Annotated in this window: 11 protein-coding genes; 3 read left to right on the top strand and 8 right to left on the bottom strand. The window is 54.3% G+C overall.

All coding sequences use genetic code 11. The features are described 5' to 3' along the window. Positions 1 to 254: 254 nt before the first annotated feature. A complete protein-coding gene (locus J2Z18_RS07730; RefSeq protein WP_210094510.1) occupies positions 255 to 2,522 on the bottom strand; it encodes a YhgE/Pip domain-containing protein in 2,268 nt (755 codons plus the stop codon). 240 nt (positions 2,523 to 2,762) lie between these two features. Continuing rightward, complete coding sequence (locus J2Z18_RS07735) at positions 2,763 to 3,344, bottom strand: TetR/AcrR family transcriptional regulator (RefSeq protein ID WP_028405882.1); 582 nt, start codon at positions 3,342 to 3,344, stop codon at positions 2,763 to 2,765. A 350-nt stretch (positions 3,345 to 3,694) separates the two neighbouring features. Here J2Z18_RS07735 and J2Z18_RS07740 point away from each other — a divergent pair, with 350 nt between their 5' ends. Then, on the top strand, positions 3,695 to 4,867 hold the full coding sequence (locus tag J2Z18_RS07740; RefSeq protein WP_210094511.1) for an MGDG synthase family glycosyltransferase: 1,173 nt from the start codon (positions 3,695 to 3,697) through the stop codon (positions 4,865 to 4,867). Positions 4,868 to 5,034: 167 nt separating this feature from the next. On the opposite strand, the gene J2Z18_RS07745 is transcribed toward J2Z18_RS07740, so the two are convergent. From J2Z18_RS07745 to thpR, 3 genes are all read right to left on the bottom strand, one after another. Further along, a complete protein-coding gene (locus J2Z18_RS07745) occupies positions 5,035 to 5,718 on the bottom strand; it encodes a metal-dependent hydrolase (protein WP_210094512.1) in 684 nt (227 codons plus the stop codon). A 42-nt stretch (positions 5,719 to 5,760) separates the two neighbouring features. Continuing rightward, positions 5,761 to 6,636, bottom strand: coding sequence for a cell wall hydrolase (locus J2Z18_RS07750; RefSeq protein WP_007132077.1), 876 nt, complete (start codon positions 6,634 to 6,636; stop codon positions 5,761 to 5,763). Positions 6,637 to 6,733: 97 nt separating this feature from the next. Continuing rightward, positions 6,734 to 7,315, bottom strand: a complete 582-nt coding sequence (thpR, locus tag J2Z18_RS07755) for an RNA 2',3'-cyclic phosphodiesterase (RefSeq protein WP_210094513.1) — start codon at positions 7,313 to 7,315, stop codon at positions 6,734 to 6,736. A 119-nt stretch (positions 7,316 to 7,434) separates the two neighbouring features. On the opposite strand from thpR, the gene J2Z18_RS07760 reads away from it, so the two are divergent. Further along, positions 7,435 to 8,388, top strand: coding sequence for a D-2-hydroxyacid dehydrogenase (locus J2Z18_RS07760; protein WP_210094514.1), 954 nt, complete (start codon positions 7,435 to 7,437; stop codon positions 8,386 to 8,388). 134 nt (positions 8,389 to 8,522) lie between these two features. Then, a complete protein-coding gene (locus J2Z18_RS07765; protein WP_028405877.1) occupies positions 8,523 to 8,834 on the top strand; it encodes an MGMT family protein in 312 nt (103 codons plus the stop codon). A 180-nt stretch (positions 8,835 to 9,014) separates the two neighbouring features. Here the strand turns inward: J2Z18_RS07765 and J2Z18_RS07770 are convergent, their stop codons facing one another. From J2Z18_RS07770 to J2Z18_RS07780, 3 genes are all read right to left on the bottom strand, one after another. Then, positions 9,015 to 9,992, bottom strand: coding sequence for a TRM11 family SAM-dependent methyltransferase (locus J2Z18_RS07770; protein WP_276824930.1), 978 nt, complete (start codon positions 9,990 to 9,992; stop codon positions 9,015 to 9,017). A 97-nt stretch (positions 9,993 to 10,089) separates the two neighbouring features. Beyond that, a complete protein-coding gene (locus J2Z18_RS07775; protein ID WP_210094515.1) occupies positions 10,090 to 11,211 on the bottom strand; it encodes an MsnO8 family LLM class oxidoreductase in 1,122 nt (373 codons plus the stop codon). A gap of 68 nt (positions 11,212 to 11,279) precedes the next feature. Then, positions 11,280 to 12,695 (bottom strand): deoxyguanosinetriphosphate triphosphohydrolase family protein, encoded by a 1,416-nt coding sequence (locus J2Z18_RS07780; RefSeq protein ID WP_210094516.1) that lies wholly within the window; start codon positions 12,693 to 12,695, stop codon positions 11,280 to 11,282. Positions 12,696 to 13,147 lie beyond the last annotated feature (452 nt).

Genomic DNA, 13,147 nt, shown 5'->3' on the forward strand with positions numbered 1-13,147 from the left:
CACTTTGCGTTCAGACCATAGACGCCCGGTGAAATCATAAGCACAGAAAAGAGGCTCCCCAGGTCCGATGACCTTGGAAAGCCCCTTGTGGATACTGCTTATCGCGCTTTTAGCTCATCGTTTGGATGGCCGCTTTACGTTTTTCGCTGAAGTATTTGCTTTACCCTTAGGGGGTTATCCCGTCAGCATATGGTTTGTGCCTTCAAGCTTGCCAACCCTTCGGCTTAAGCTAAGCCTGCGTGACTGCTTTCATCTTATGCCGATACTGCGTTCTCGGTATTTACCGATTTCTTAACACCGCGATTCGACAGGAAGTAGATGGCGGTCAATGCCAGGAATACGAGGCCGAATCCAGACAGCACGCCCGTATTGCTCCACATGCCGTCGAAATTGCCCGTCGATATGACGTCCTTGTACCCCTTCACGCTGTACGTCATCGGCAGCAGCGGGTTCAGCACCTTCATCCAGTCCGGAATAAGCTCCAGCGGGAAGGTACCTGCGCTCGTCGTCAATTGGAAAATCAGAATCACGATGACAACGAAGCGTCCCGGTTGATCCAGCCAAGTGACAAACGCCTGAACCAGGAACATGAAGGACAGGCTCGTCACGAAGGAGAACAGGTAGAATAGCGGTACGTTCTGTACATCAAGCTTCAGCCCATAGAGCATGACGATGACCGCCAGCAGCGCCTGAAGCATGCCCATGCCGGCAAATGAAAGCGTGCGGCTGACGAATCGATTCCAGCCGGATGCATCCGGCACGGAGGAGTTGCGAATCGGCAGGATGATCGTCGAGATCAAGGCCCCGACGAACAAGCCGAGCGACAGGAAGTAAGGCGCGAAGCCCGTGCCGTAGTTCGGCACTTCGTTCACCTTGTGCTCATCGATCTGCACCGGTCCGGCAAACATCGTGACGGTCTCGTCCGTCGTCTTGATATCGCCCGTCTTGTCGGCAGCCTCGTTCAGCTTGCCGGCCAGCTCTCCGCTGCCGTCCTTCAATTCGCTCATGCCGCTGACCAGCTGACCAGCGCCGGAGTCCAGCTGCTTCGAGCCGTCGGCCAGCGCGCCTACGCCGCTGCCAAGCTTGCCTGCTCCGCCTGCCAGCTGCTGCGTGCCTTGCGCCAGCGTTGCGGCGCCGCTTGCGAGCTCTTTGCCTCCGGCTGCCGCTTCGCCAAGCTTCATGCCAAACAGCTTCATGCCGTCAACCAGCTGCGTCTGGCCTGCATTCAGCTGCTTCGCGCCGGCCAGCAGCTCCTTACCGCCGGATGCCAGCTGTTTGCCGCCTGCAGCAAGCTCCGAAGCACCGCTGCTGAGCTTGCCCGCTCCCGCATTCAGCTGCTGCACCCCTTGATCCAGGGCTGCTGCGCCTTCGGCCAGCTTCTTCTGGCCTGCATTCAGCTGTGAAGTACCGGAAGCAACGGATTGGCTGGCAGCCAGCAGCTTCTGCATCTCCGGACTTTGCGCAAGCTCAGGGTTCCCTTCCGCAAGCTGCTTCAGGCCGTCTGCGACCGCGTTAGCCCCTTGCTCAAGGGAAGCCGCAGCTTCAAGCGATTGTTGAAGCCCTGCCTTCAAATTGCCGCTGCCCTCCGCAGCGCTGTTCGCACCGGCCGCCAGCTGCGCGGCACCGGCCTGGTTGGCCTGCAGGCCTTCGTTCAGCTTCGCGCTGCCCGTTGCCGCAGCTTCAATCCCGGCCTGCAGCTTCGCGCCGCCCTTGCTTGCCTGCTCGGCCCCGGCTGTAAGCTGGCCGTGAGCGCTCTTCAGCTGCTCCAAGCCCGAGGACAGGGTTCCTGCCCCCGTGCTAAGCTTGCCGGCGCCGCTGTTCAGTTCCTGGACGCCTTTAGTCAGAGGGGCCAAGCCGTTTTGGAGCTCCTGGGTTCCGCTAACGAGCTTCGCCAGGTTCTCCTTCAGCTTCACGGCTCCGTCATCAAGCTTGATCGCGCCTTCCGACAGCTTGGATGCGCCGTCTCCGGCTTCACCCAAACCATCCGACACTTTGCCGATCTGGTCAAACAGCGTTTCCGTATAGGCCTCCGTCACTTTCTGGGATACCTTGGACTGGATTTCCTTCACTGCCGTACCGCCGATCTGGGCGGCGAGGAAGTTGTAGCCCTCATTCGGCTCGAATACGATCTGGGCCGGCTGAGGGTGTTCATCCATTAACGTCGTCGCCTGCTGCGAGAAGTTCTCAGGAATGGTGATCGTCATGTAATACTTATTGTCTTTCATTCCTTGTTCGGCTTCGCTCTTGTTCACGAACTGCCAGTTAAAATCTTTACCCTTCTTGAGCTCGGCTACCAGGTCCTTACCTGCCTGAAGCTCCTTGCCTTCAAATACGGCTCCCTGGTCGTTGTTCACGACGGCGACAGGAAGATCATCCATCTTCCCGTATGGATCCCAGAAGGCCCCAAGAAACATACCGCTGTACATCACCGGTATGAACAGCACGGCGATGATCGGAATCAGAATTTTCGGATTACGAAGCGCCGCGCCGATGTCTTTTGCAAATACAGATAATGACTTCATCGGAGTCTCTCCCCTTTTTCTCTAAATAACGGTGTTGCATGCCGACATGCTCCACATTCGTGGAGGTATTACATGGCAAGCCAGTACATAATGACCAATATGCTCATTTGGTCAGTCGAGACGAAAAAAAATGACCGATCCAAGAAGACCTCCTCATTCACCCGCTGATCTTATGATCTTATCCGTGAACGGAAGGTCTCCTAAATGCGGCAGACCAAGAAAGGAGTCCCTTTCTATTTCTTACTTCGAGGTCTTTAACCCGTCAGCCAGAAACACCATCATATATTCCTTGATCTGCTCTTTGCTCAGGGGGGCATGCAGCTGGTTGAGATCGGTTGTAAGGGCAATGTACAGCTTCAGCATGACGAAGGATACCACCTGGGCATCCAGCGGTTTGATCTCGCCGCTTGCCATGGCGCGTTCCACAATCCCCTTCAAATAGCCGACAATCCCGTTCTCTACCTTGGTCAATCCTTCATGCGCCTTAGGGGTCCCGATGTCTCTTACCTCTTGCGAGAGCTTAATGAAGAGCTCATGCTCGCTCCGGAACTCCAGAAGGACATCCAGCACACGATACAGATTGTCGAAGAATTCCCTGTCCTCCCGGATTTCCCGCTCGGCCATCCGCTTCATCTCCATGATCGCCGAGTGCAAAATCTCGTCAAACAGCTCATCCTTATTCGTAAAAAACGTATAAATCGTGCCCTTCCCCACATTCGCGATCTTCGCCACCTGTTCCATCGTCGTCGCCTTGTAGCCGAACAAGGCAAACGATTTGGAGGCCGCATCAAGCACTTGCTTCCGACGGTCCACAGCTGACATGCCAACCCCTCCTCCTGTAATAAGCGCACTTCGTCCGATTTCTCAAAGCTGACCGAAATACACTTTTGGTCATTTGGTCAAAATTTACTTTACCAGATTGTCATCCGGTTTGCAATAGGTTTATTTCATATTTAGATCATAGAGCCCTCGGGAGCTCTATTCAACCATCTCTATATTATAGAAGAAAAAGGTCTGGGCAAGGACGCATCCCCGTGGTGGATGGACAAAATAATTGAAATGCTTTCCCCCATCGGCGCGTATATATAGGACGCATGCTCTTTTTTTCCACGCGCTCTTCAAAAAATGATTCCTGTTCTGTAAGATAGAGGGAGAAAGAAGTAGGTGAAATCATGCGATATCCAAGAGTGCTCCTTTTTTCCGAAGGATTCGGTACGGGGCATACGCAAGCAGCTTATGCGCTGGCTGAAGGCATCCGGCGGATGAATCCCGGGATCCACTGCCGCGTCATCGAGCTGGGTAATTTTCTGAACCCGACGGTGGGCCCGTTGATTCTGTCCGCTTACCGCAAAACCGTCAGCACCCGTCCGCGCCTTGTCGGGATGCTGTACCGTTCGCAATATAAGAAATCGTTAAACCGTTTGACGAGGCTGGCGCTGCATCGCATTTTCTACGCACAGGCCGAGCGCGTGATCGAGCAGCTGAAGCCGAATTTGATCATCTGCACCCATCCGTTTCCGAACGCGGTCGTCTCCCGTTTGAAGCGCCAAGGGCTCTCTGTTCCGCTTTATACGCTGATTACCGATTATGATGCCCACGGCACCTGGGTCAATTCGGAGGTGGATGAATATCTGGTATCTACCCCTCATGTGAAAAAGATGCTGATGCACCGGGGAGTTCCTTCGGAGTTCATCCGCGTGACCGGCATACCCGTGCATCCGAAATTCTGGGAGAGCGGCGACAGGAAGGCGCTGGAGGCGGAGCTGGGCATCAACAGCATGCCTACCGTGCTGATCATGGGAGGGGGCTGGGGACTCGTATTCAATAAGGAGCTTCTGAGCAAGCTGGCTGCGAGAGCGGACGATATCCAACTCGTCTTCTGTATGGGCCAGAACGAGAAGCTGGTAGCAAGCATGCGCGAGGACCCGATCTTTCAGCACCCCAACATCCACGTTTGGGGCTACCGTGACGATATACATAAGCTGATGGACGTATCCGACCTCCTGATTACGAAGCCGGGCGGCATGACCTGTACGGAAGGCGTGGCAAAAGGCATCCCCATGCTGTTCTATGAGCCGATTCCGGGACAGGAGGAGGAGAACTCCAATTTCTTTGTCAGCAAGGGATATGCCGAAATATTGGATTCCGCATCCGTGATCGACAAATGGCTGGATCTGCTGTCCAATCACTATGAGCAGGTGCAGGAACATCGCACCTCCACCGCCCAGTCGCGTTCCTCGCATCTGGCGCCGAAGCATTGCGCCGCGGAGGTCATGGAGCTGTTGACGGATGAGCAGCTGCCAGCGATAGGCGACGAGGCTCCACGAGTCTCGGATCAGCCTTAGGGTTGATCGTTATTCTCACGATGTTCAACTGCTTTATTCTAATAGATTCATTCCCGATCGACCGCATAATAAAAAAGCTTCCCTGTCGCTATTCAGACGGGGAAGCTTTTGTTATAGATAGCTAAGATATTGAATCTTTGCTGCTATGAATCTATTCTTCAATGAATCTAAATCTCCAGGCTTTCTCCCGCCTTCAGCGGATGCCCGGATACGCCGGTTTTGGCCAGCTCCTCGCAGAATGCCTGCGCATCCTGGCGAATGCCCGGGAACGTATCGTAATGCACCGGAATGACGTGCTTGGTCCGAATCCACTGCGCCGCGAGGAGAGCATCCTCCGGTCCCATCGTCAGCAAATCGCCGATCGGAAGCGCGGCTGCATCGATGTTATTCATCTCGCCGATCAGCTTCATATCGCCGAATAGGCTCGTATCGCCCGCATGATAGAACTGTTTGCCTCCCATCGTAAGGATGACGCCGCCTGGCTGACCTGCATAAATCCAGGTGTCTCCCACCGAGATGGATGAGGAGTGAAACGCAGGGGTGTACTTCACCTTGAAGCCGTCAAACTGCGCACTTCCCCCGATGTTCATACCATGGGATTTGACCCCCTGGTTCCCGCAATATACGGCAAGCTCATAGACCGCAATGATGGGACAATCGTTGTTCTTGGCAATTTCAATGCAGTCGCCAAAGTGGTCGGAATGCCCATGGGTGAGCACCACCGCATCCACCTTTACATCGCTGGGCGAGATGCCGGAGCCGGGATTTCCGGATAGGAACGGGTCAATGATGACGCTCTTTCCGCCCGCTTCCACTAGAATGCTAGAATGGCCGTAGTACGTTATTTTCATCGTTAAACACACCTCCTACAACCTAGTTTACCCGTTCGGGGACTACTTGTAAAAAGAGTGGTTTCCTATTTTTTTCACAAACGTTCGGGAATGATGCACGGTCAAATCCTGAGCAAGCTTTAAAGACAGAAAAAAATACGTGTCATCCTGAACCGCCTTATGGCCATGAAGCGCCGCATTGACGGATTTGATCGTCTCTTCGTTCGGGTTGACACGCTTAAGACGCCCGTTCGCAACAGGACTGAATTGATGCTTTTGATAGATGACTTCAGTAATGGTATCGGGAAAATTGGCTGACCGCAGCCGGTTTAAGACAACATTGGCAACTGCCACTTTGCCTTCGTACGGTTCGCCTTCCGCTTCCGCCATGACAATCTTCTGGAGCAGAAGCAGTTCTTCAGCTGACAAATCGTAGGTCCAGGTTGCTTGGTCTTTCTGATCCTGGGTCAACGTCTTTGTTCTCGTGAAGAATAAAGTTGTGGGGGGTTTTAGGCTTTCGGCCTGTGACTTGGCGACATGCGTCCCCTTCTTGTTCCCCGTTGTATCCTCGGCAGTCTTGGCCTTCGGCGCTTTAGCCGTCTTCGCTTTAGACTGTGAATTCGGGTTCCCGGTGGCGGTGGTGCCACGCTCTATATTAGGAAAGGAGAGCATATCTTCGCCCTTCATATTCCATGGTTGGTAAACAATTGAAGATAAAATGTTGACAGGTTCCCCATTACTTATGATCTTAGCTTTATTCCCAGCAGGATTGGGGACGCCTTCCGCAGCCAACGCTGTCATCGCAAACCCTGGCTTCGCTTCCAGCTGCTCCCCTTCTGTTGTTTGCATACCAAGCAAGCTTATAAGAGACAAACTCACCAAGAGCGCACCAAGAAGCAGCGCAACCCAGCGATTTTGCCGTAGCAGTTTAATAACCATATTTTTCCTCCTATAATGTCGGCACATTCCTACACTATGTAACCACATTTTTGGGCATTGAAAACATGGTAATTTTATGAACATTTTATTTTTAATTTCAGAAATTTGTTGAAAGCCGCGCCACTCCAACGATTTCGTACATCGGGGCCGCATGTAAATTTGTTCGGAAAAGAACCAGTTCATGAACGTCCCACTGGATGTTTACAGGAAGGCTTCCAATAATGTCCATTGAAAATTTTTCATCCCCTTGAAATTTGCGGGCAATTGTAATGTGCGGGCGATAAGGGCGATCCTCCGGTACGAAACCGTACGATTCCATCCTCGATACGACGGAGCGTTGAAGCTTCGCCAGGGCGTTCAGATCGCCTCGGATTCCAGCCCATAAAATTCGCGGCGATGCGCTTGCGCCAAAAACCCCAGCATCGTGTACCCCTAAGGAAAACGGCTTATGCTCTGCAGCTGCCGCCGCAAGCCCGGCCGTCAGCTCGGGAATACGCTCCCTCGGCGTATCGCCCAGAAATTGAACGGTGATATGATAATCCTGCGGATGCACCCATTTGCGGAACGACGCTTGCGGCTTCAGCTTGTCCGCCCATGCAGCCAGACTTGCAGAGGCATCCGGCGACAAATGGACGGCAACAAACAGACGATCCATCGCATTCGAATCCGTGTGTGTCAAACCTGTTCACTTCCTTTCGATTGTCAGCGGCTATGCGGAAAACCGCAATATCTGATAAGATGAACGAAATAGATGTAATTTATGCCCAGGCTCTCATTACATTCCAAGGAGGTAGTACCATGCCTAAAATCATTGCCTTACATGACATTACACCCCAGCAGCGGCAAAAAATCAAGGAAATCGCCCCCAGTTACGAGCTGACCGTCACCAAAGCCAAGGATCTTGCTCCGGGAATGATCCGTAACGCCGACATTCTGGTCGGCTGGTCGCGTACGATCGAGGAGGAAGCACTAGCCCAAGACAGCAAGCTGAAATGGATTCAGGCATGGTCGGCAGGCGTGGATAAATTGCCCCTGAAAAAATTCGAAGAAAGAGCAATCCTGCTGTCGAACGCCAGCGGAGTACATAGCGTTCCGATTACGGAGCATATCTTTGCGATGATTCTCGCCTTCAACCGCAATCTCCACCTCGCCGTCCGCCAGCAAACGAACAAGCGCTGGGATACGTCCGGAACCTTCACCGAGCTCGCGGGAAAAACGATCGTGATCGTCGGCGTCGGCCAGATCGGCAGCCATACCGCACGCATTGCGCAGGCTTTCGGCATGCGGACGATCGGCGTTCGGAATTCCGGCAAGCCGGATCCGCATGTGGACGTGATGTATACGGTGGATCAAATCGATGAGGCATTGTCCCAAGGCGACTACGTCGTCAATATTTTACCGCTGACGGCCCAAACCAAGGATATTTTTAATCACGAGCGTTTCTCCGCAATGAAGACCTCCGCGTTCTTCGTTAATGTGGGACGGGGCGCAACGGTGATTACTAGCGATATGATCCAGGCCCTCCAATCCGGCGCGCTTGCCGGAGCCGGCCTCGATGTGTTCGAGGAGGAGCCGCTTCCGCCCGAGCATCCGCTGTGGACGATGGACAACGTCATTATTACGCCGCATATGGCGGGCGACACCGACCGGTACGGGGAACGCGCTGTGGAGATTTTTCTGGACAATCTGAAATCGTACGTCAAGGACGGGACTCTGATCCGCAATGTCATTGATTACAGCAGATCCTATTAGTCTTTCCTGGTGAAACTTCCGGAAAGGCAGCTCTCTTTAGCACAAGGCGAAAGGACGCTCAGGGCGGGATTTCCGCCGGGCAGCGTCCTTTTATTTTTGGATATCATGTTTTAAAAAAAGGAGTTAGATCACCCATGCAGCCCTTTACGCAGCGTGTAATTGAAATCATCAAGAGCATTCCCGAAGGCCATGTCATGACCTACGGGCAAGTGGCACAATTGGCTGGCAGTCCGAGAGGCGCGCGGCAGGTCGTCCGCATCCTTCACTCCCTCAGCCGCATCCATAAGCTGCCGTGGCACCGGGTCGTCAATGCCAAGGGAGAAATTGCAATCCAGGATGACGAGTCCAGGATGATGCAGGAGCTGTATCTTCAAGGAGAAGGGGTCAGCGTGAACCATCGCGGCATGATCGATTTGGATAAATACCGCTACGTTCCCGAGGAATAGCAGTGTCGTTTCGTTCCCGAAGAATGGGATGCCGCCGCTCCCCTTCCAAGCAGCCTTAGTCCCGCCGCCGCAGCTCAACCAGCTCTGCCGGTCGATGACGCGGCTACAGCTAAATGATTGGTACAAGGACCCTTGCCCTTTAGCACAACGCCTGTAAGGGTCCTTCACTTCGGTGACTGGCTACTCGCACAGCCAGATGCTTCGGACGAAGGTTCCTTTGCGGGTCGTGCAGCTGCCGAGCACCTGCCATCCAGCCTCCTCCAGCTGCTCTGCCAGCGGCTCGGTGCTCACGATTACCGCCCGGTCTGCCAGGCGGCGCAGGCTGTTCAGCATACGACGTTGTTCCTCTTCCGGAAATACCGAGCACACATTGTAGGGAAGATCCAAAACCGCGGTCTCATAATGCCCTTGCAGCGTGTTCATGTCCCGTATGGCTATGATGCTGTCATCGTACCCGTAATGAGCCAGATTGACTCTGGCTCCCCGCACCGCAAGCGGATTGATGTCACAGCCCTCGCAGCGGATGCCCATCGACAGCGCCTCGATCAGCACATTGCCCATCCCGCAGCATGGGTCAAGCAGCTTGGCACGTGGATCCGGCGCAGCTATATTGACAAGAGCGCGCGCGAGCCGTGAAGTGAGGCCGGTCGAGTAATTTTGCGGCTTCTGTTTATGCTGGTGCCAGGCACGCGGCGGAAGATGGAGCAGTCCGAGCTTCCAGCTTCCTTGAACGGACAACAGGCCGAACCGGTGCTCGGGCGTCTTCATGTCAGCCCGGCCCTTCATGCTTCCACCTACAATCCGCTCCATAGCCCTGAGTTCTTCGTAGGAATGATGATTCCCTGCCTGCAGAGCGATTACCTTAAAAGTTCCACCGTTAAGAGGGATGTCCGCTGCTCGTTCCGCAAGCCGCTCGATGGAGCTGTCTGTCGCTATAACCTCGACGCAAGCCGTCAGGAACGGGCTTCGGTCCGGGTCAATCCAGGTATCGCTTTCCAACCAGTCTGCGCCATCCGGCTCGTGTCCGAACAGCGCCCGCAGCTCCATTCTGCACAGCTCCTGCTCCGTCTCATGGGAAGCGAAGATGTAGATATAGGTCGGCTTATCCACCGCCGGGAATATCCCCGATTCATTCTTTCGATCGTTCGTTTTTCGTATCACAATATCATCTCTTCTATTATATATGTTTAACCGCTTGTTTCTTGAAAATCAGCCCCCATGGTAATGCTTAGCGGCATTCAAGAATCCGTAATGCCTACATCCCCATCAAGAGCCGGTACGACTTCAGCCGCGCGGCATAATCGGCCACCGGGGTGACGATGAGAAATTCCTCGCACGCATACTTCTCGGCCATTTCCTTCAGCACCGATTTTACGCTTTCAGCGGTACCCGTTAGAATCCGAGGAAAGGATCCTACGGCACCCGAAATGTCTTCCATGGCCCGCTGGGGTATCGGACCAACCCGGCCATCAACTGCTGTGTTCGCTTCCGGGCCATCAGCATCTGCTGCCCCGCTGTCGCTACTGTGCGCTGTTGCGTTGCCAGTTACCGTTGTTCCTGGCATTCCGAATTCATCATTCCCGTTTTGCCCAGGCCGAGTAACGCTCTCTTGCTCTGGCTGCCCGCTGCGTTGCTGCCCTAGACGTGCGGCATCCGCAGCCATTTCACGGGCAAGCTCCTCTGTTTCCGCGCAAATAACGCTCACGGCCACGATCGTTTGCGGCTTCTCCAGCTGAGCCGACGGCCTGAATGCTTCCCGATAGGATCGAAGCACCTCGGCGCCGTCCGTATCGCTCATGAACTGCCCGAAGACGTAGCCCGTCCCGAACTCGGCCGCATAGCCGGCACTCTTCGTATTTGTCCCCAGCATCCAAAGCGCAGGGGCAATCGCCGGCACCGGCTTAGCTGCAACCGGCACGTCCTCATACCGGTAACGGTCCTCCATCAGCTCGGTCAGCGCCCGGATCCGGTTCGGCAGATCGGCGACATGGCCGAGGAAGTTGCCGCTTAGCGCCATGCTCGTATGGGCCGAGCCGCCGGGAGCCCGACCGACGCCAAGATCAATGCGGCCGGGGTATAATGCTGCGAGCATGCGGAAGTTTTCCGCAACTTTGAGTGGGCTGTAATGCGGCAGCAGAACGGCGCCGGAGCCAAGCCGGATGCGCTCGGTCCGCGCCCCGATATGGGACAGCAATATTTCGGGAGAAGCACAGGACAAATGCTCCAGATCGTGGTGCTCCGCCGCCCAATACCGATGATAGCCCCATGCTTCGGCGCAGCGTGCTAATTCCGCAGCCTGCTGCAAGGCGTCTTCAAACGTGCTTTCCCCAAGACGCGGAACGAGATCGAGGACGCCAAGCTTCAATGATTGATTCAATAAGTCCACCTCCAAGGGCTTAGCCGTCGCTTTCCCTTCATTAATCCGGGTTGCCGCACGATCCGATTTTAATCCAGGTCGTAGATGGATCCCACCTTCAGCCCGTACAGCTCATTGTATATTTTTTCCGCAAAGGCATCGGTCATGCCCGCAATATAATCGATAACCATATGCTCCCACGTCCAGATAGGATTCTCCCGCTTCTGGTCGGCCTCATAGCGCTGGAGCCAGTCGGACGGAATAATGGCTTGCGAAGCTACAGGATCGAGAAAGGCGTCCCACAGCCGCTTGATGATCCACTCGCTGCGCTTCTGCAGCCGCTGCACCCGAAGATCGCGAATCATCGTCACCCAGGCAAAGCTCTTCAGCACACTAACCGTCCGCAGCATGTCCTCGTCCTCGGCCCCGTCTTTTACGAAGGTGACCTTCTTCCAATTCCCGTTCGGGATGACACCAAGGCTGCCGACGAAGAGGCTGACCCAATAAGCTTTTACCTCGCGCCGGGTGCGGGAGTAGTCATTCTCGCAGGTCGGCATTTTCTCGTTCCAGACGCGCAGGAACTCGTCCAGCACCGACTCCACCTTCGGATGGATTCGCTCCTTGGTCCAGCCCTTCCACACCTCGTCTTCCAAGGTCATGATTTTCTGCACGATCAGCTTGTTCAGATGGCTGTCCCGAAGAAAATGCTCATGCACCTCGATCTTGCCGGCCTTAATCCCATCCTCCAGATCATGGGCGGAATAGGCGATGTCATCGCATAAATCCATCAGCTGCGCCTCCAGCGTCCGCTGGGTGCCGGGAATCCCCCACTCCTTCCGGATGTGCGAGATATACTCCCATTCGTGCCGGTACATCCCCTTCGGATTGTCCAAGCCGGAAAAGGGATACTTGTTGATCCCCAGCAGCACCGCGTCGGACAGGTTGAGCCCGTTTACGTTTTCCCTTTTTTCCAAAAACATAATTAGCCGGAAATTATGCGCATTGCCTTCAAAATGCTCATATTTCCGCCGCATTGCCTGCTGCACCTGTGCCGCCTGCTCCGGCGTCGGGGTTCCCGGCTGGCGCGTCAGCGCCTCCTCGGTCTTCCGATCAATCAGCTTTTCCAGTATGCCCTGGAGCACTTCCTCTCCTTTATGCCCGAAGGGGGGGTGTCCAAAATCATGGGCAATCGCCGCGCATTCCACCACCTCGGGGTCAATCATCAGCCCTGCATTCTCTGCCGCTTCCGGCAGCACTTCTGGGTAGCTGCGGGCAAGGCTCCTTGCGGCCTCCCTGGCAATCTGCGCCACTTCCAACGAATGCGTCAGCCGTGTCCGGTAGTAATCGCCGGTTCCTGCGCCGAACACTTGCGATTTCCCTTGAAGCCGTCGGAACGTCGGCGAATGGATCAAACGGGAATAATCCCGTTCGTACACCGCGCGGGAGGCATCGGACTTCGTCTGCTCCGGATATTGGCGATGCTCTCTAAGCTCCTTCAGCGTCATGTTTCCTCACTCCTGTTTATCTATTTGTAGTCGTTCTAACGCGATATGTACTTCCGATTATATGCCATCCGGCATCGGAAAGAAAAATACTATCTCCTCGGAGCGACCAAATTTACAAAAATAACTAAATATCCCGTTCAGGAAGGTTAGATAAACTTACATAAAGGAGGGCTATTTGTCTTTTTGAACTTGAAGGAGCGAAACGGACTCTTTTAATGAGTAAGGAATGGGGTATGGAGGATTATGGAACCAATGGAACTCAAAGGAATTTTTGTACAGGATATTCAATATATTGAACGGGCTACGGTCATTAGGGGGAAGGTTGTAGGATAACGGATGGGTAGAGAGGAACGTATGTATATTGGCAGGCAGGGTATCGAATTTATTAGGAAGGATTTCGCCTGTGTCTCGAGTGCTTCCTTATGCTACGGCGCCTAAAACCAACTCTCCTC

This window comes from Paenibacillus lactis, assembly GCF_017873605.1.
Classification (GTDB): Bacteria; Bacillota; Bacilli; order Paenibacillales; family Paenibacillaceae; genus Paenibacillus_AQ; species Paenibacillus_AQ lactis.

Bases quoted from the DNA above. Each gene is read 5' to 3' on its own strand.
- J2Z18_RS07730 (WP_210094510.1), bottom strand. From the start codon at position 2,522: ATGAAGTCATTATCTGTATTTGCAAAAGACATCGGCGCGGCGCTTCGT.
- J2Z18_RS07735 (WP_028405882.1), bottom strand. From the start codon at position 3,344: ATGTCAGCTGTGGACCGTCGGAAGCAAGTGCTTGATGCGGCCTCCAAA.
- J2Z18_RS07740 (WP_210094511.1), top strand. From the start codon at position 3,695: ATGCGATATCCAAGAGTGCTCCTTTTTTCCGAAGGATTCGGTACGGGG.
- J2Z18_RS07745 (WP_210094512.1), bottom strand. From the start codon at position 5,718: ATGAAAATAACGTACTACGGCCATTCTAGCATTCTAGTGGAAGCGGGC.
- J2Z18_RS07750 (WP_007132077.1), bottom strand. From the start codon at position 6,636: ATGGTTATTAAACTGCTACGGCAAAATCGCTGGGTTGCGCTGCTTCTT.
- J2Z18_RS07760 (WP_210094514.1), top strand. From the start codon at position 7,435: ATGCCTAAAATCATTGCCTTACATGACATTACACCCCAGCAGCGGCAA.
- J2Z18_RS07765 (WP_028405877.1), top strand. From the start codon at position 8,523: ATGCAGCCCTTTACGCAGCGTGTAATTGAAATCATCAAGAGCATTCCC.
- J2Z18_RS07780 (WP_210094516.1), bottom strand. From the start codon at position 12,695: ATGACGCTGAAGGAGCTTAGAGAGCATCGCCAATATCCGGAGCAGACG.